16 protein-coding genes are annotated in these 15,890 nt (G+C 72.7%); 8 read left to right on the top strand and 8 right to left on the bottom strand.

The window, feature by feature from the left end; translation table 11 throughout:
- Positions 1–67: 67 nt before the first annotated feature.
- On the bottom strand, positions 68–1,594 hold the full coding sequence (locus OG352_RS11565) for a leucyl aminopeptidase (protein ID WP_329216517.1): 1,527 nt from the start codon (positions 1,592–1,594) through the stop codon (positions 68–70).
- A gap of 331 nt (positions 1,595–1,925) precedes the next feature.
- Between OG352_RS11565 and OG352_RS11560 the strand changes: the two genes are divergently transcribed.
- A complete protein-coding gene (locus OG352_RS11560) occupies positions 1,926–2,735 on the top strand; it encodes an endo alpha-1,4 polygalactosaminidase (RefSeq protein ID WP_329216516.1) in 810 nt (269 codons plus the stop codon).
- A 7-nt stretch (positions 2,736–2,742) separates the two neighbouring features.
- Here the strand turns inward: OG352_RS11560 and OG352_RS11555 are convergent, their stop codons facing one another.
- Positions 2,743–3,528 (bottom strand): adenosylcobinamide-GDP ribazoletransferase, encoded by a 786-nt coding sequence (locus OG352_RS11555; protein WP_329223791.1) that lies wholly within the window; start codon positions 3,526–3,528, stop codon positions 2,743–2,745.
- 73 nt (positions 3,529–3,601) lie between these two features.
- Here OG352_RS11555 and OG352_RS11550 point away from each other — a divergent pair, with 73 nt between their 5' ends.
- The gene (locus OG352_RS11550; protein WP_329216515.1) at positions 3,602–4,366 is read left to right on the top strand and encodes a hypothetical protein; all 765 of its coding nucleotides are present in this window, start codon (positions 3,602–3,604) and stop codon (positions 4,364–4,366) included.
- 6 nt (positions 4,367–4,372) lie between these two features.
- On the opposite strand, the gene OG352_RS11545 is transcribed toward OG352_RS11550, so the two are convergent.
- The 3 genes from OG352_RS11545 to cobT form a co-directional block, all read right to left on the bottom strand.
- Positions 4,373–5,164, bottom strand: coding sequence for a hypothetical protein (locus OG352_RS11545; protein ID WP_329216514.1), 792 nt, complete (start codon positions 5,162–5,164; stop codon positions 4,373–4,375).
- Entirely contained in the window at positions 5,161–6,879 is a 1,719-nt protein-coding gene (locus OG352_RS11540) for a phosphatidylglycerol lysyltransferase domain-containing protein (protein ID WP_329216513.1), read from the bottom strand. The genes OG352_RS11545 and OG352_RS11540 overlap by 4 nt, the downstream gene beginning before the upstream one ends.
- 76 nt (positions 6,880–6,955) lie before the next feature.
- Entirely contained in the window at positions 6,956–8,086 is a 1,131-nt protein-coding gene (gene cobT / locus OG352_RS11535) for a nicotinate-nucleotide--dimethylbenzimidazole phosphoribosyltransferase (RefSeq protein ID WP_329216512.1), read from the bottom strand.
- A gap of 184 nt (positions 8,087–8,270) precedes the next feature.
- Here cobT and OG352_RS11530 point away from each other — a divergent pair, with 184 nt between their 5' ends.
- Positions 8,271–9,170 (top strand): class I SAM-dependent methyltransferase, encoded by a 900-nt coding sequence (locus tag OG352_RS11530; RefSeq protein WP_329216511.1) that lies wholly within the window; start codon positions 8,271–8,273, stop codon positions 9,168–9,170.
- 40 nt (positions 9,171–9,210) lie between these two features.
- On the opposite strand, the gene OG352_RS11525 is transcribed toward OG352_RS11530, so the two are convergent.
- Entirely contained in the window at positions 9,211–10,419 is a 1,209-nt protein-coding gene (locus OG352_RS11525; protein WP_329216509.1) for a bifunctional adenosylcobinamide kinase/adenosylcobinamide-phosphate guanylyltransferase, read from the bottom strand.
- A 114-nt stretch (positions 10,420–10,533) separates the two neighbouring features.
- On the opposite strand from OG352_RS11525, the gene OG352_RS11520 reads away from it, so the two are divergent.
- Complete coding sequence (locus tag OG352_RS11520; protein ID WP_329216508.1) at positions 10,534–10,746, top strand: hypothetical protein; 213 nt, start codon at positions 10,534–10,536, stop codon at positions 10,744–10,746.
- Between the two features lie 120 nt (positions 10,747–10,866).
- Here OG352_RS11520 and OG352_RS11515 read toward each other — a convergent pair whose 3' ends face one another.
- Together OG352_RS11515 and OG352_RS11510 are read right to left on the bottom strand one after the other, a co-directional pair.
- Positions 10,867–11,568, bottom strand: coding sequence for a class I SAM-dependent methyltransferase (locus OG352_RS11515; RefSeq protein WP_329216507.1), 702 nt, complete (start codon positions 11,566–11,568; stop codon positions 10,867–10,869).
- Between the two features lie 83 nt (positions 11,569–11,651).
- The gene (locus OG352_RS11510; RefSeq protein WP_329216506.1) at positions 11,652–12,245 is read right to left on the bottom strand and encodes a DUF3043 domain-containing protein; all 594 of its coding nucleotides are present in this window, start codon (positions 12,243–12,245) and stop codon (positions 11,652–11,654) included.
- A 325-nt stretch (positions 12,246–12,570) separates the two neighbouring features.
- On the opposite strand from OG352_RS11510, the gene OG352_RS11505 reads away from it, so the two are divergent.
- The 4 genes from OG352_RS11505 to OG352_RS11490 all read left to right on the top strand — a co-directional run bounded on the left by OG352_RS11505 (position 12,571) and on the right by OG352_RS11490 (position 15,749).
- Positions 12,571–13,344: a PspA/IM30 family protein gene (locus OG352_RS11505; RefSeq protein ID WP_329223790.1), complete on the top strand. Its 774-nt coding sequence runs from the start codon at positions 12,571–12,573 to the stop codon at positions 13,342–13,344.
- Between the two features lie 50 nt (positions 13,345–13,394).
- Positions 13,395–13,673, top strand: a complete 279-nt coding sequence (gene pspAA, locus OG352_RS11500; RefSeq protein ID WP_329216504.1) for a PspA-associated protein PspAA — start codon at positions 13,395–13,397, stop codon at positions 13,671–13,673.
- Positions 13,674–13,845: 172 nt separating this feature from the next.
- A complete protein-coding gene (locus tag OG352_RS11495; protein ID WP_329216503.1) occupies positions 13,846–15,069 on the top strand; it encodes a sensor histidine kinase in 1,224 nt (407 codons plus the stop codon).
- Positions 15,066–15,749, top strand: a complete 684-nt coding sequence (locus tag OG352_RS11490) for a response regulator transcription factor (RefSeq protein ID WP_329216502.1) — start codon at positions 15,066–15,068, stop codon at positions 15,747–15,749. The genes OG352_RS11495 and OG352_RS11490 overlap by 4 nt, the downstream gene beginning before the upstream one ends.
- Positions 15,750–15,890: the final 141 nt, after the last annotated feature.

Genomic DNA, 15,890 nt, shown 5'->3' with positions numbered 1-15,890 from the left:
CGGCCCGCACCCGCCACAAAACGGACGGACCCGAGTGATCAGGCGCACAGTCCCCGCACCAAGGGCACTAACCGAGATCGCCCGCCGCGGTCAGTTCGGCAAGGCGAACCAGCGTCCGCACCGCGGACCCCGTACCGCCCTTCGGCGTGTAGCCGAACGGCCCGCCCTCGTTGAACGCCGGCCCGGCGATGTCCAGGTGCGCCCAGGTGATCCCCTCGCCCACGAACTCCCGCAGGAAGAGCCCGGCGACCAGCCCGCCGCCCATCCGCTCACCCATGTTCGCGATGTCGGCGACGGCGGAGTCCATGCCCTTGCGCAGGTGCTCCGGCAGCGGCATCGGCCACGCCGGCTCCCCGACCTCCTCGGCGGCCTCGTGCAGCGAGGAGCGGAACGCCTCGTCGTTGGCCATGATCCCGAAGGTCCGGTTGCCCAGCGCCAGCATCATCGCGCCGGTCAGCGTCGCCACGTCGACGATCGCGTCCGGCTTCTCCTCGGAGGCCGCCCACAGCGCGTCCGCCAGGACCAGCCGGCCCTCGGCGTCGGTGTTGAGCACCTCGACGGTCTTGCCGCTGTACATGCGCAGCACGTCACCCGGGCGGGTGGCGGAGCCGGACGGCATGTTCTCGGCGAGCGCCAGCCAGCCGGTGACGTTGACCTCGAGGCCGAGGCGCGCGGTGGCGACGACGGCGGCGAAGACCGCCGCCGCGCCGCTCATGTCGCACTTCATCGTCTCGTTGTGCCCGGCGGGCTTGAGCGAGATGCCGCCCGAGTCGTAGGTGATGCCCTTGCCGACGAGCGCGAGGTGCTTCTTCGCCTTGGCGGACGTGTACGACAGCTTCACCAGGCGCGGGGCCGCGGCCGAGCCGACGCCGACGCCGACGATGCCGCCGTAGCCGCCCTTGGCGAGGGCCTTCTCGTCGAGCACCTGCACCTTGATGCCGTGCTCCTTGGCCGCGGTCTGCGCCAGGGCGGCGAACGCCTCGGGGTCGAGGTCGTTCGGCGGCATGTTGATCAGGTCGCGGGCGCGGTTGAGCTCCTCGCCGACGGCGGCGGCACGCAGCAGCGCGGCCTTGTGGGCGGCGTCGCGCGGCTTCCCGCCGAGCAGGGCGGCCTCGGCGAGCGGCGCCTTGGCGCTCTTGGCCTTGGCGTCACCGCCGTTGTGCTTGTAGGCGTCGAAGGAGTACGCGCCGAGCACCACGCCCTCGGCGATCGCGCCGATGTCGGCGGCGTCGGTCACCGGCAGCGCGAACGCGGCCTTCTTGGTGCCGGTGAGGGTGCGGGCGGCCACGCCGGCCGCCCGGCGCAGCGCCTCGGCGTCGAAACCGGCGTCCTTCTCGGGCTCGGCTCCGAGCCCCACCGCGAGCACGAGCGGTGCCTTGAAGCCGGCCGGGGCGGGCAGCTTCGTCACCTCGCCCTCGGCCCCGGAGGCACCGAGGGTTTCCAGAACGCCGGCGAGCCGGCCGTCGTAGGCCGAGTCGAGGGCTTCGGCGCCTGGGGCAACGATCGGGCCTTTCGCGCCCTTGGCGACACCGATCACGATCGCGTCGGCCCGGAGGCCGGGCGCCGCGGCGGTGCTGAGAGTGAGAGCAGTCACGGTGGTGAAATCTCGCTTCCGATGTGGAGTTGCGGTGGCCGGAGGATGTGGGTCGACCAGGCCCGACGATCGGCCCTGGAGCCGGTCGGCGGGCGCGGTGCTACCCGGGGGGTCTGCCTCACCGGCGCGGCGGACCGGCGTGGCGAATCCCGTCAATGAGCGTACGCGTGCGTGTGCGTTGGCCCATGCACGCGCGTGTTCACCTGTCGGTGGCGTCTTAGCCACTTCTCGATCCTCGCACTCCATGAGTCGGCTCACACCCATTGGGTTCCGGTGCGCGCGGACGGCGATCATGCTGGGGTAAGTTGCCGCACCCCCTGGAGCCCGCCCCGTGAGACGTCCGACCCTTCTGCTGTCCCTCCTCGTCCTGCTCCTCGTGGGCTGCGCCTCCGCGCCGGACGCCGAACCGGCCGGCCGGCCGGACGACCCGCCGTCGGAAGGGAAGTTCTGGCAGCCGGCCCCCGGCATCGACTGGCAGTGGCAGCTCAGCGGCCGGCTCGACACCACCGTCGACGTGCCGGTCTACGACATCGACGGCTTCGACCAGACCGAGGACACGGTCGGTGAGCTGCACGACGACGGCCGCAAGGTCATCTGCTACCTCTCCACCGGCGCGTGGGAGGACTGGCGCCCCGACGCGGAGAAGTTCCCCAAGTCGGTGCTCGGCAAGGGCAACGGCTGGAAGGGCGAACGCTGGCTCGACATACGCAAGACCGACGTCCTGGAACCCCTGATGGCGGCCCGCCTCGACATGTGCCGCGACAAGGGCTTCGACGCGGTCGAGCCGGACAACATGGACGGCTACAAGAACACCACCGGCTTCCCGCTCAAGGCCGCCGACCAGCTCCGCTACAACCGCCTCATCGCCGACCTCGCCCACGACCGCGGCATGTCCGTCGGCCTGAAGAACGACCTCGGGCAGATCCCCCAACTCGTCGACGACTTCGACTTCGCCGTCAACGAACAGTGCGCCCAGTACCACGAGTGCGCGGAGTTGACCCCGTTCATCGAGGCGGGCAAGGCCGCCTTCCACGTCGAGTACGAACTCCCCACGAGCGACTTCTGCGCCGACTCCCGCCGCCTGAAGCTGAGTTCACTGCTGAAGAAGTACGAACTGGGGGTGTGGCGCGAGGCCTGTTAGCACCGCGTCAGCCCTGACCCCCCAGGCAGAACACCACGAGCGCGGTGGTCGCCGCCGTCTCTGCGAGGCCGCCGAACACGTCCCCGGTGACCCCGCCGAAGCGGCGCGTGCAGTGCCGCAGGAGCAGTTCGGCGGCGACGAGGGCGGCGAGCACGGCGAGCACCGGCCGGACGGCGTCGTACGGCCCGCACCACGCTCCGCCGGCCGCCGCCGCCAGCGTGACGGCGACGGCGGCCAGGACCGCACCCCGCACCGGGACCACGCCGGCGACCGCCGCCCCCAGCCCCTCCGGCCGCGCGGGCGGCACCCCGTCGCGGGCCGCCAGGGTCAGCGCGAGCCGGGCCGCGGTCGCCGAGACGACGGCGGCCAGCGCGCCCAGCGCCCACGAGGCGTCGTAGAGCTGCGTCAGCGCGGCCACCTGGGCCAGCAGCACGAGGACGAGCGTGAGAACGCCGAACGGGCCGATGTCCGACTGCTTCATGATCCGCAGCGCGTCCTCGGCGGGCTTGCCGCTGCCGAGGCCGTCCGCGGTGTCGGCCAGCCCGTCGAGGTGCAGACCGCGGGTGAGGACGGCGGGTACGGCGGCGGAGGCGACGGCGGCCAGCAACGGGCTCGCGCCCAGGCGGAGCAGCAGCAGCCCGAGCCCGGCCGCGCAGCCGCCGACGACCAGCCCGACCACGGGGGCGGCCAGCATGCCGCCGCGCGCGGCCCGCCGGTCCCAGCGGGTCACCTCGACCGGGAACACGGTGAGGGTGCCGAAGGCGAAGCGGAGGCCGTCGAAGGGCGAGGTCATGGGCACCGCGGCAGAGTAGCCCGGACGCCGCACCCGCGAGGCAGCCCACCCCTCGCCCCGCGAGACTGACCGCATGGGCCACTGGCTGCAGCGCAACATCGTCGAACCGGGCAAGCTCCCGCTGCTGCTCGCCCTGACCGCGTTCGTGCTCACCTTCCTGATCACCCGGGTCATCACGCGTCTCATCCGGGCGGGCAAGGGGCCCTTCGGCAACGTCAGCTCCGGCGGGGTGCACATCCACCACGTGGTGCCGGGCGTCGTCCTGACGGTCACGGGCGGCTTCGGCGCGGTGGCCAGCGGCCGGCACGGCTTCGGCTCGGGCGCCTTCGCGGTCGTCTTCGGCATCGGCACGGGCCTCGTCCTCGACGAGTTCGCGCTGATCCTGCACCTCGACGACGTGTACTGGACGGAGGCGGGCCGCAAGAGCGTGGAGGCCGTGGTGCTGACCGCCGCCCTGGTCGGACTGCTGCTGGTCGGCTTCTCGCCGTTCGGCGTCGACGACATGAGCGACGAGGAGCTCCAGGACCGGGGAGGCGTCATCTCCACCGTCGTGGTCAACTTCCTGTTCTCGCTGGCCGTACTGGCGAAGGGCAAGGCCAAGATGGCGGTCTTCAGCGTGTTCGTGCCGTTCGTGGGGCTGGTGGGGCTGGTTCGGGTGGCCCGGCCCGGGTCGCCGTGGGCACGGCGGTTCTACCGGCGGCGTCCACGTGCCCGTGCGCGGGCGATGCTGCGTGCCTTTCACCACGACCGGCGGTGGGCGCGGCCCCGGCGGGTGGTGGGGGACTGGCTGGGCGGGAAGACGGACGCGGAGCTCGCTCAGTCGGCCGAGCGGGAGTGAGGGCGCCTACTGGGGCGGGGTTCTGGTGGTGTGGCGGGTGCGGGTCGTGCGTGGCTGGTCGCGCCCCGCGGCGGAGCCGCTGACAGATGCAGTCCCGCGCCCCTTAAGGGGCGCTGCCCTGAAGCCCCTTACGTACTTGCCCGCCCCGCACAGCAGGACCACCGCCACGATCGCCGCCACGTGCTCCTTGCCCGCGAGGTTGTTCTTCAGCAGGACCTCTACGACTATGGCGACGATCACCGATGCCGCCGTCACGTACGCGCGATAGCGCCAGCCCAGGAACACCGCGAGGCCGACGACGGCCGCCGACGGGCCGGTGTCGACGATGTGGGCGTCCGCGGCGGGCAGGCCGAGGGGGCTGTCGGGGCCGAGGGCGATGCCCGCACGGGCGTACAGGGTGCCCGCGAGGGTGGCGGCGTAGGCGATCACGAGGGTGCGCCACCAGCCCAGGCAGAGTTCCGCGATGCCGAACACCAGCAGGATCTGCGCGAGGGCGCCCCAGACCGGCAGGTCCAGCGCGGGCACGAAGAGCGAGAACGGGGTGCGCAGCAGGGCGAGCCACAACGGGTCCTCGGCCCGCACCGCCCCGAGGTTCTGGACCGGCTGGAAGCCCCACGACTGGTTCTGCACGATCTGCGTCACCGACGTCAGGCACACCGCCCCCAGCGTCATGGGCGCCGCCCGCCACCGCCGCGCCACCAGGGGATCCCGTACGGCCTCGTACAGCGGCCCCCATTCGGCGCGGGCCCAGCGGGCGACCCGGTTCCTCGCGACCCGGCTCGCCGTGATCCGGATCACCGGTGGGTCTCCAGGTGCTTGCGGTGCAGCCACTTCGGCAGTCCCGGCGCCTCCAGGAACCCCTCCGCCCGTGCCGACGCGACGGCGATGCGGGGCAGGTCGGCGCTCTTCTCGAAGAGCAGGAAGCGGGGCTCCCAGATGGGCCGGTACTTGGCGTTGGCGCGGTACAGCGACTCGATCTGCCACCAGCGCGAGAAGAAGCCGAGCAGCGACCGCCACAGCCTCAGCACCGGCCCGGCGCCGAGGCGCGCGCCCCTCTCGAAGACCGAGCGGAACACGGCGAAGTTGAGCGAAACCGCGGTGACACCCAGGTCCCGGGCGCGCAGCAGCAGTTCGATGACCATGAACTCCATCAGGCCGTTGTCGCCGTCGCGGTCCCGGCGCATCAGGTCCAGGGACAGGCCGTGCGGGCCCCACGGCACGAAGGAGAGCAGTGCGCGCAGTTCGCCGTGCGCGTCGTGGCACTCCAGCAGCACGCAGCGCCCGTCCTCCGGGTCCCCGAGCCGCCCCAGCGCCATGCTGAACCCGCGCTCGGTGGCCCCGTCGCGCCAGTCGTCGGCGCGGCGCAGGAGGTACGTCATCTCGTCGGCCGGGATGTCCTCGTGCCGTCGTACCCGCACCGTGTACCCGGCCCGCCGGACCCGGTTGCAGGCCTGCCGGACGGTCCGCATGGCACGCCCCTCGAGGGTGAACTCGGCGACCTCCACGAGCGCCTCGTCGCCCAGCTCCAGGGCGTCCAGGCCGTGCCGTGCGTACACGGTGCCGGCCTCCTCGCTCGCGCCCATCACCGCCGGGATCCAGCCGTGCGCCCGCGCCTCGGCGAGCCACGGCTCGATCGCCCCCGGCCACGCCTCCGGGTCGCCGAGCGGATCCCCGGACGCCAGCGACACCCCGCCGACGACGCGGTAGGCGACGGCCGCCTTGCCGGTCGGCGAGAAGCACACGCTCTTCTCGCGGCGGAGTGCGAAGTAGCCGAGCGAGTCCCGCTCACCGTGCCGGTCGAGGAGTTCCCGCAGCCGTTTCTCGTCGTCCTCGGTGAGCGGGTCGACGGCCCGCCGGGAGCGGAACGCGGCGTACAGGACGGCGAGGACGAGCACCGTGCTCAGCACGTTGACGGCGACGTCCACCCAGGTGGGCGGGGCGATCCCGGGGACGCGGTCGTCGTCGGCGGCGACCGAGACCAGCCGCAGGGTGCCGTAGCGCCAGCGTTCGAGGAAGGTGGACGCGGCGGACGCCTGGTCGGTCACCGTCACCAGCAGGGCGGCCAGCAGCGAGGCGCCCAGCAGCCCGCCGGCGCCGACGGCCGCGGCGAGCCTCGGGTTGGACCGGTCGCCCTTCGCGTAGAACTCCCGCCGCCCGGCGAGCAGCGCGGCCACGAAGGCGGCGGTGAGCGCGAGCGAGACCCAGTTCTGCGGGTACCGCCGGATCTCCGGGAACGCCATGGCCGGCGCGAACAGCGCGAGGAACGCCCCGCTGAGGCCGAGGTTCAGGATCCACGCGGCCCGTTTGCGCCGCCGCATGGTGACGGCCAGGAACGCGGTGAAGACCCCGGACGCGAAGCCGGCCGTCAGCAGGTACGGCGTGAACAGGTTCTCCTGGTTGTGCCGTCGGACGTCCTGCCCCAGGGAGACCCACACCGCACTGAGGAAGTTGACGAACGCGACGGCCCGCAGATACCAGACGGCGAAGGCGGCGGCGCCCCGGGTGTTGCCCATGAGTGGTGATCATATGGGTGCACTTCCGGGAAACCGCTCTTTTGGTGCTGCCTGTCCCTTTCCTCGGGTTCGGGTTCTACTCCGCCGCTGCTTCCTCCGCGGACTCCGAACTCTCGGCCTTCTCGTCGGACACCGCGGATGATTCAGACGCCTCGGGCTTCTCGGGCTTCTCGGGGAGTTCCGCGGCCAGAGCCGCCGCGGCCTGGACCAGCGGGAGCGCGAGCAGGGCGCCGGCGCCCTCGCCGACCTTCACGCCCTGGTCGAGGAGCGGTTCCAGAGCCATCCGGTCGAGTGCCTTCGCCTGGCCCGGTTCGCCGCTCGTGTGCGCGGCCAGCCACCAGTCCGGCGCCCGGAACGCGATCCGCTGCCCGACGAGCGCGCAGGCGGCCGCGACGACGCCGTCCAGGACGACCGGCAACTTCCGTACCGCGCACTGGAGCAGAAAGCCCGTCATGGCGGCGAGGTCGGCCCCGCCCACCGTCGCCAGCAACTGCACCTGCTCCCCGAGCACCGGCCGCGCCCGGCGCAACGCGTCCCGGATGGCGGCGCACTTGCGCATCCATGCCAGGTCGTCGATCGCCTCGCCGCCCCGCCCGGTCACCACGGACGCGTCCGTCCCGCACAGCGCGGCGACCAGCACGCCCGCGGCCGTCGTCCCGCCGACGCTGACGTCACCGAGGACGACCAGATCCGTACCGGAGTCGGCCTCCTCGTCGGCGACGGCCATGCCCGCCCGGAACGCGGCCTCGGCCTGCTCGACCGTCAGCGCGTCCTCGATGTCGATCCGGCCGCTGCCGCGCCGCACCCGGTGCCGTACGACGTCCTCGGGGAACGTGTCCGGGTCGCAGTCCAGGGCCATGTCCACGACCCGCACCGGCACGCCGAGACGGCGGGCGAGCACGGAGACCGGACGGCCGCCCTCCAGTACCTCCCGCACCAACTCCGCGGCGCTGCCCGCCGGTCGGGCCGAGACGCCGAGCTCGGCGATCCCGTGGTCACCGGCGAACAGCACCACCCGCGGCCGCTCGACCGGTCGCACGGGCGACGAGCCCTGCGCCGCCGCCAGCCACTCGCCCAGTTCGTCCAGGCGTCCCAGCGATCCGGGCGGCACGATCTGACGTTCCCGGCGCGCCTCCGCGTCGCGGCGCACCCCGCCGTCGGGGCGCTCGATCAGATCGGTGAAGTCGTCGAGATTAAGCGAGCTCATTCGCCGAACAGTACCGGCACCGATCGAACAGTTCCGCGCTCCGTCGTCACCACGCCCGCGTGACGTCATTGCGCCCAAGATCGGGATCCCATACGTTCCGTTTTGCCGCAAATTGCCGTTCGCTCGCTGTCCGCTTGTCCTTCGCTCCTCCCGCAGCTCTTCCCGTCATCCCCCGGAGCCGCTCATGCCCCCCAGGCCCGTCCACGAGCCGCGCCGCGACGACTGCCCCTGGTGCGGCTCGAAGCGCCTGCGCACCCGGCTGCGCGCACCGGACCTCCGCCACCGCAGACCCGGCACGTTCGTGGTCGACGAGTGCCGGGACTGCGCCCACGCCTTCCAGAACCCGCGCCTGACCACCGAGGGGCTGGCGCTGTACGGCGCCGAGGGCGACGAACGGACCGGCCGCGGGCAACTGAGGGCCACGGCCAGGGCGATGCTGCCCTTCCCCGAACCGGAGAGCTGGCTGGACGTCGGGACGGGCGACGCGCCCTTCCCGGCGGCGGCGAAGGAAGTGTTCGCCTACACGGCGTTCGACGGGGTGGACCCGACGGCGAGAGTGGAGCGGGCGCAGGCCGCGGGCCGCCTCGACGAGGCCCACGTGGGCCACCTGACGACCCCGGAGATCCTGTCCCGGCTGCGCGGCCGCTACGACGTGGTCAGCATGCTCCACCACCTGGAACACACCCGGGACCCGCGACGGGAACTCGCGGCGGCGCTGGCCGCCCTGCGGCCGGGCGGCCACCTCCTCCTGGAACTCCCGGACCCCGCCAGCGCGTCCGCCGCCCTCCTCGGCAAGTGGTGGCCCTCCCACGACCAGCCCCGCCACCTCCACCTGATCCCCCTGGCCAACCTCCGCACCGAACTGCAAGCCCAGGGCTGCGAGATCGTCGTGACGGACCGCAAGGCCCCGCACACCCCCCACGACCTGACGACGGCCGCCTCGCGCTACCTCGACCGGACCCGCCTGCACCGCACGGCCAAACCCCTGACCGCCCTGGCCGCGGCGCTCGACCACCTCCTGGCCCCGGCCCTGCGCCGCACCCGCTTCTCCAACGCCTACCGGATCATCGCCCGGAAGAACTGAGCCACCGGAACCGGCCGTTCGGGCCCGGAAACCGGGCCGTTCAGCCCCGGAGCACCAGTGCCTGACCCGCCACCACCAGGACGACCTCCTCGCACTCGGCGGCGACCGCCGCGTTGAGCCGTCCCAGCTCGTCGCGGTAGCGCCGCCCCGACGCCGTGGCCGGCACGATCCCCGAGCCGACCTCGTTGGACACCAGGACGACCGTCCGCCGCGCCGCGCGCACGGCCTGTGCCAGCTCCACCACCCGTGCGCGCAGCGCCCGTTCGCCGCCGTCCGCCCACACCGCGTCGTCCCACGCCCCGACGGAGTCCATGACGTCCGTCAGCCACAGCGACAGACAGTCGATCAGCAGCGGCGCCCCGTCCTTGCCCAGCAGGGGAACGACGTCGCAGGTCTCCGTCGTCTGCCAGGACCCGGGCCGCCGCTCGCGGTGCGCCGAGACCCGCGACGCCCACTCGGTGTCCCCGCCCCGGGTGCCCCCGGTCGCCACGTACAGCACGTCCGGGAAGGACTCCAGCCGCCGTTCGGCCTCCACCGACTTCCCCGACCGGGCGCCGCCCAGCACCAGAGTCCGGCGCGGCACGTCCGGTACGTCCTCGTACACGCCCACCGTCAGCGTCGACCCGTCCGGCACCGTCCGCGCACCCGCCGCCGCGAGCCGCCGCCCGAGCTCCGCGCCCGGCGGCACGCCGTGGTCCAGATGGACGGCGACCACGTCGGTCGTCGGCCCCACCGCGCCCACCGCCCGCAGCTTCGCCAGCGCGTCCGGCCGCCCCACGAGATCCGCGAGGACCAAGTCGTACCGCTCGACGGGCCCCGACCGCTCCTCCAGCCCGGCCGGCGCGCCCCCCGGCGGCAGATACAGCAGCCGCCGCCCGTCCGGGCCGGTGACCGCGTACCCCGTGCCCGGCGCGTCCATCGCCACCGCCCGCACCCGATGCCCCGTCAGCAGCGCCAACTCCCGCCAGTCCGGCACCCGGCCGGGCTGCGGCAGTCCGGCCGGCACCTCCACCGGGGGGCCGTCGTGCGGGTGGGTCAGCAGCACCTGCCGCACCCCGCCCAGCGAATGACCGGCGCGCGCGGCGGCGAACGCCGCGCCCGGCGTCAGGTCGAGCAGCAGGGCCCCGTCCACGAGCAACGCGGTCGCCGCACGCGCGTGTGCGCCGAGCGAGGTCGCGCACACGGCGCAGGGACAGTCGGGGCGGGGCAGGCCCGCCGGGGCACCGGTACCGAGCAGAGTGACTTCCACGGAGCTGATTTTCGCGCGTCTGACCTGGTCTTGCGCATCCGACTAGGCTGCTCGGCAGGAACCGGACCAAGATCCGGCTTCTGCTCTGCACGTGGTCACAGCTGGGAGGCGTACATGGCGGCATGGACGTGGCGGTTCGAGAAGGCCGACGGGACGGAGGTCCCACCCGCGGTGGAGCCCGAGGAGTTCACCACGCAGGGGGACGCCGAGTCCTGGATCGGGGAGGTCTGGAAGGACCTCCTCGAAGGCGGCGCGGCCCAGGTGCGGCTGTTCGAGGACGCCACCGAGATCTACGGCCCGATGAGCCTGCAGGCGAACGAGGCCTGACCACGCGTATGCGTCGGGGTGGCCGCACAAGGCCACCCCGGCTGCCGCCCACCGATCGCCGCACACCGGCTGCCGTTCACTCGAACGAGCGGAGTTCACCCACCCGGCCGCGTACGCCGCTCAGCCGCGTACGCCGCACAGGTGCAGCAGCGCCGCGACCTGCCGGTAGGGGTCGGTCCGCCCGGCGCGCTCCTCGGCGGCCAGCAGGGTTTCTACGTCGCCCGGGATCTCCGTGTCGTCCGCCGCCGTGTCCGTGAAGACCCGCACGCCGAACCAGGCCTGCAGCGGAGCCCCGATCCCGGCGAGCGTGCCGGTCAGCGTCGACAGCCGGTCCGCCCGTACGTCCAGGCCGAGCCGGTTGCGGTAGGTCGACGTGTCGAAGGCGCCGAGCGTGCCCGCCCAGTCGCCGGACAGTCCGGGCCGCATGGCCAGCGCGTCCGCGTTCCTGACCAGCAGCGACAGTAGTCCGCCCGGGGCCAGCATCCGTGCGAGCCCGGCGAGCAGCGGGTCCGGCTCCTCGACGTACATGAGCACGCCGTGGCACAGCACCACGTCGAAACTGCCGGGCAGGAAGTGCACCCCGGTGTCCCGGCCGTCGCCCTCGATGATCCGCATCCGCTCCCGGATGCCCTCGGGCTCGCCGCACAGCGCCTCACGGGCCGCGGCGACCATCGTCGCGTCCTGCTCCAGACCGGTCACCTGATGTCCGAGCCGGGCCAGCCGCAGCGCCTGCGTGCCCTGGCCCATCCCGACGTCGAGGACCCGCAGCCGCTGCCCGACCGGGTAGCGCCCCGCTATCTGCTCGTCGAGCTGCCGGGCCACCAGCTCCTGTCGTACGACGTCCCGCAGCCCGCCCAGCCTGCTCAGCCAGGCCTCGGCCGCTCCCCCGGAGAAAGCCGCAGTGCTCAGGGCCGCGCTCCGCGCTTGAGCCGCGGCTTCGGCAGCCGGAGCCGGCGCATCTGGAGCGAGCGCATCAGCGCGTAGGCCACCGCGCCCCGCCGGTTCTGGTCGGGGAAGCGCTCGGCCAACTGCTTGCGCAGCCGGAAGCCGGTGACGAACGAGTCCAGCACGATCAGCACGATCACGACGAGCCACAGCAGCAGCGCGATGGTCTGCAGCGAGCCCACCCGCACCATGCTCAGCACGAGGATGATCACGGCCATCGGCAGGAAGAACTCCGCCACGTTGAACCGGGAGTCGACGAAGTCACGGGCGAACTTGCGCACCGGGCCCTTGTCACGGACCGGCAGATAACGCTCGTCACCGCCCGCCAGCGCCTGGCGCTGCCGGTCGAGCTGGGCGCGGCGCTCCTCGCGCTGACGCTTCGAGGCGTCCTTGCGCGAGGTCGACGTATTGGCGGCGCTGCGGCGCTGGGACTGGGCCTCACTGCGCTTGGGCGTGGGCCTGCCCTTGGGGGCCTGCGGGTCGCGGGTCTGCTTGGAGTCGGTCACCACCGCGTCGGCGGGGGCCTTCTCTTCCTTGGCACGGCTACGGAACACAAAACCCAAGGGTAAGCGCTCCCGGGCATGGACCCCAGCCCGGAGGGGAACGATCCGGCAACACCAGTCGTCTGTAGAAGGGACAGACCGGGCAGGAGTGGGGGAGAAGGGGCGTGGGGTGATCTATCGCTCACCCTGAAAGTCACCTACTCCTCACGCCGGAGCAAGGGCTTGGTCAGTCGTCCTTGGGGATGAGCGCATCCGTCCCCGAACAGTGCGTCAATGGATGCAGGGCCCGTACTGTGGGTTCTGTCGCAGACCTGTGAGCTTGTCCGTCAGAAGGGGGCGCGCGAAGCCCATGAGCGGTGTCATGAAGCGTATGGGGATGATCTTCCGCGCGAAGGCGAACAAGGCCCTTGACCGGGCCGAGGACCCGCGCGAGACCCTCGACTACTCGTACCAGAAACAACTGGAGCTGCTCCAGAAGGTCCGTCGCGGCGTCGCCGACGTGGCCACCTCGCGCAAGCGGCTGGAACTCCAGCTCAACCAGTTGCAGTCGCAGTCCACCAAGCTGGAGGACCAGGGCCGCAAGGCGCTCGCGCTCGGCCGTGAGGACCTCGCCCGCGAGGCGCTCTCCCGCCGCGCCGCCCTCCAGCAGCAGGTCACCGACCTCGAGACGCAGCACTCCACGCTCCAGGGCGAGGAGGAGAAGCTCACCCTCGCGGCCCAGCGACTCCAGGCCAAGGTGGACGCCTTCCGCACCAAGAAGGAGACCATCAAGGCCACCTACACCGCCGCCCAGGCCCAGACCCGCATCGGCGAGGCCTTCTCGGGCATCTCCGAGGAGATGGGCGACGTCGGCCTGGCCATCCAGCGCGCCGAGGACAAGACCGCCCAGCTCCAGGCCAGGGCCGGAGCCCTCGACGAGCTGATGGCCTCCGGCGCCCTCGACGACCCCACGGGCATCGCCAAGGACGACCTCCAGGCCGAGCTGGACCGCCTCTCCGGTGGTACGGATGTAGAGCTGGAACTGCAGCGCATGAAGGCAGAGCTCGCCGGAGGCAGCTCCGCCGGGCAGCAGGCCATCGAAGGTGGCACGAGCAAGTCGCCGCAGTCCCAGCAGCAGCCGCAGGACACCCCGCGCTTCGACAAGCAGTAACACCTGATTACAGCGGTCCGGCGCCGGGGACCGGAGCCGAGGAGAGCGACATGATCGTACGGATCATGGGGGAGGGCCAGTGGAAGCTGGCCGACTCCCACTTCGTCGAACTGAACAAGCTGGACGACGAGCTGCTGGCCGCGATGGAGAGCGGCGACGAGGAGGGCTTCCACCACACCCTCGGCGCCCTCCTGGACGCCGTCCGCCGCCTCGGCACCCCCCTGCCGGACGACGCCCTGGAACCCTCGGAACTCATCCTCCCGGCCCCGGACGCCAGCCTGGAGGAGGTCCGGGAGATGCTGAGCGACGACGGGCTCATCCCGGGCTGAGGGGCACGCATTCAGGGCTGAGGGCCTTCACTTCTCAGCGCCGGTCGGTGCATTTCAGCCCGTCCGGCGTTTTGAGGACGAGGCCCCTTCAGGGCCGAAGCGGGGGCCTGGGGGCGGCAGCCCCCAGTGACGGCACGGAAAGCGACGGTAACCAAGAAGTGACCCCCCAAAAGTGACCCCCCTCGCCCGAGCCCGGTGCCAACTGCAAGCTCACCCCCTCGCCCTCGACGCCACCCTCGCCGCCGCCGTACTCCTCTCCATGCTGGCCGGCTCCTTCGTCGACCCCCACGGCCAGCGCGGCGTGAGCTGGAGCATCCGCGCCCCGGACCCGCTGAGCCTGCTCCTGATGACCCTCGGCGCCGTCGCCCTCGTCTTCCGCCGCAGCGCCCCCATGCCGGTCCTGGCCGTCACCGGCACCGTCTCCCTCGTCGAGTGCGTCACCGGCGACCCCCGCGCCCCGGTCGCCATGTGCGCCGTCGTCGCCCTGTTCACCGTCGCCGCCTCCACCGACCGCGCCACCACCCTGCGGGCCGGCCTGCTCACCATGACGGTCCTCACCGGCGCCGCCATGCTCGCCGGACCGCTGCCCTGGTACGCGCAGGAGAACCTGGGGATCCTCGCCTGGACCGGCATCGGCGCCACCGCCGGGGACGCGGTCCGCAGCCGCCAGGCCGTCGTCCAGGCCATCCGGGACCGCGCCGAGCGCGCCGAACGCACCCGCGAGGAGGAGGCCCGCCGCCGGGTCGCCGAGGAGCGCCTGCGCATCGCCCGCGACCTGCACGACGTCGTCGCCCACCACATCGCCCTGGTCAACGTGCAGGCCGGGGTCGCCGCGCACGTCATGGACAAGCGGCCCGACCAGGCCAAGGAGGCCCTCGCGCACGTCCGCGAGGCCAGCCGCTCCGCGCTCAACGAACTGCGGGCCACCGTCGGCCTGCTGCGCCAGTCCGGCGACCCCGAGGCCCCCACCGAACCCGCCCCCGGCCTGGACCGCCTCGAAGATCTCGCCGGCACCTTCCGCAACGCCGGACTCCAGGTCGACGTGGCCCGCACCGACGACGGCACCACCCTCCCGGCCGCCGTCGGCCTGGCCGCCTACCGGGTCATCCAGGAGGCCCTGACCAACGTCCAGAAACACGCGGGAGCGGAGGCGAAGGCCGAGGTCAGCGTCGTCCGCGTGGGACCGAACATCGAGGTCACCGTCCTCGACGACGGGCTCCGTGCGGACGACGAGTCGCCGGCGGCCGGCGGCGGCCACGGCCTGCTCGGCATGCGGGAACGCGTCACCGCCCTGCGCGGCACCCTCACCACCGGTCCCCGCTACGGAGGCGGCTTCCGCGTCCATGCCATCCTGCCGGTCAAGACCCGCACGGCCACCACGGGGGAGACCGTATGACCATCCGCGTCCTGCTCGCCGACGACCAGGCCCTGCTGCGCAGCGCGTTCCGGGTGCTCGTCGACTCCGAGCCCGACATGGAGGTGGTCGGCGAGGCGTCCGACGGCGCGCAGGCGGTCCGGCTGGCGAAGGAGGAGCGCGCCGACGTCGTCCTGATGGACATCCGCATGCCCGGCACCGACGGTCTCGCCGCGACCCGGATGATCAGCGCCGATCCCTCCCTCGCGGCCGTCCGGGTGGTCATCCTGACGACGTTCGAGGTCGACGACTACGTGGTGCAGTCGCTGCGGGCCGGGGCCTCCGGGTTCCTCGGCAAGGGCAGCGAGCCCGAGGAGCTGCTGAGCGCGATCCGGATCGCCGCGGGCGGGGAGGCGCTGCTCTCGCCGACCGCCACCAAGGGCCTCATCGCCCGCTTCCTCGCCCAGGGCGGCACGGCGGACGACGACCACGACCCGGCCCGCTCCGCCCGGCTCGGCGCGCTCACCGTGCGCGAGCGCGAGGTGCTCGTCCAGGTCGCCGGCGGGCATTCCAACGACGAGATCGCCGAGCGCCTGGAGGTCAGCCCGCTGACCGTGAAGACGCACGTCAACCGGGCCATGGCGAAGCTGGGCGCACGCGACCGGGCGCAGCTCGTGGTGATCGCGTACGAATCGGGACTGGTACGCCCGAGGGCGGAGTGAGCCCGGCGGTCCCGCACCGTGCGGGGAGCAGGCGCCCGAGAAGTCCCCGGAACCGGCCGGCGTCCGAGGTCACGCTCGTGCCGACACCCCTTCCCCCGCGGGCATTTCATATCCTGTGACTCGAACTGCTCGGCGGGGGAA

The sequence above is a fragment of the Streptomyces sp. NBC_01485 genome, from assembly GCF_036227125.1.
Classification (GTDB): Bacteria; Actinomycetota; Actinomycetes; order Streptomycetales; family Streptomycetaceae; genus Streptomyces.
Note: the sequence above shows the minus strand (reverse complement) of the source record. Positions and strands in the feature narration are given on the sequence as shown.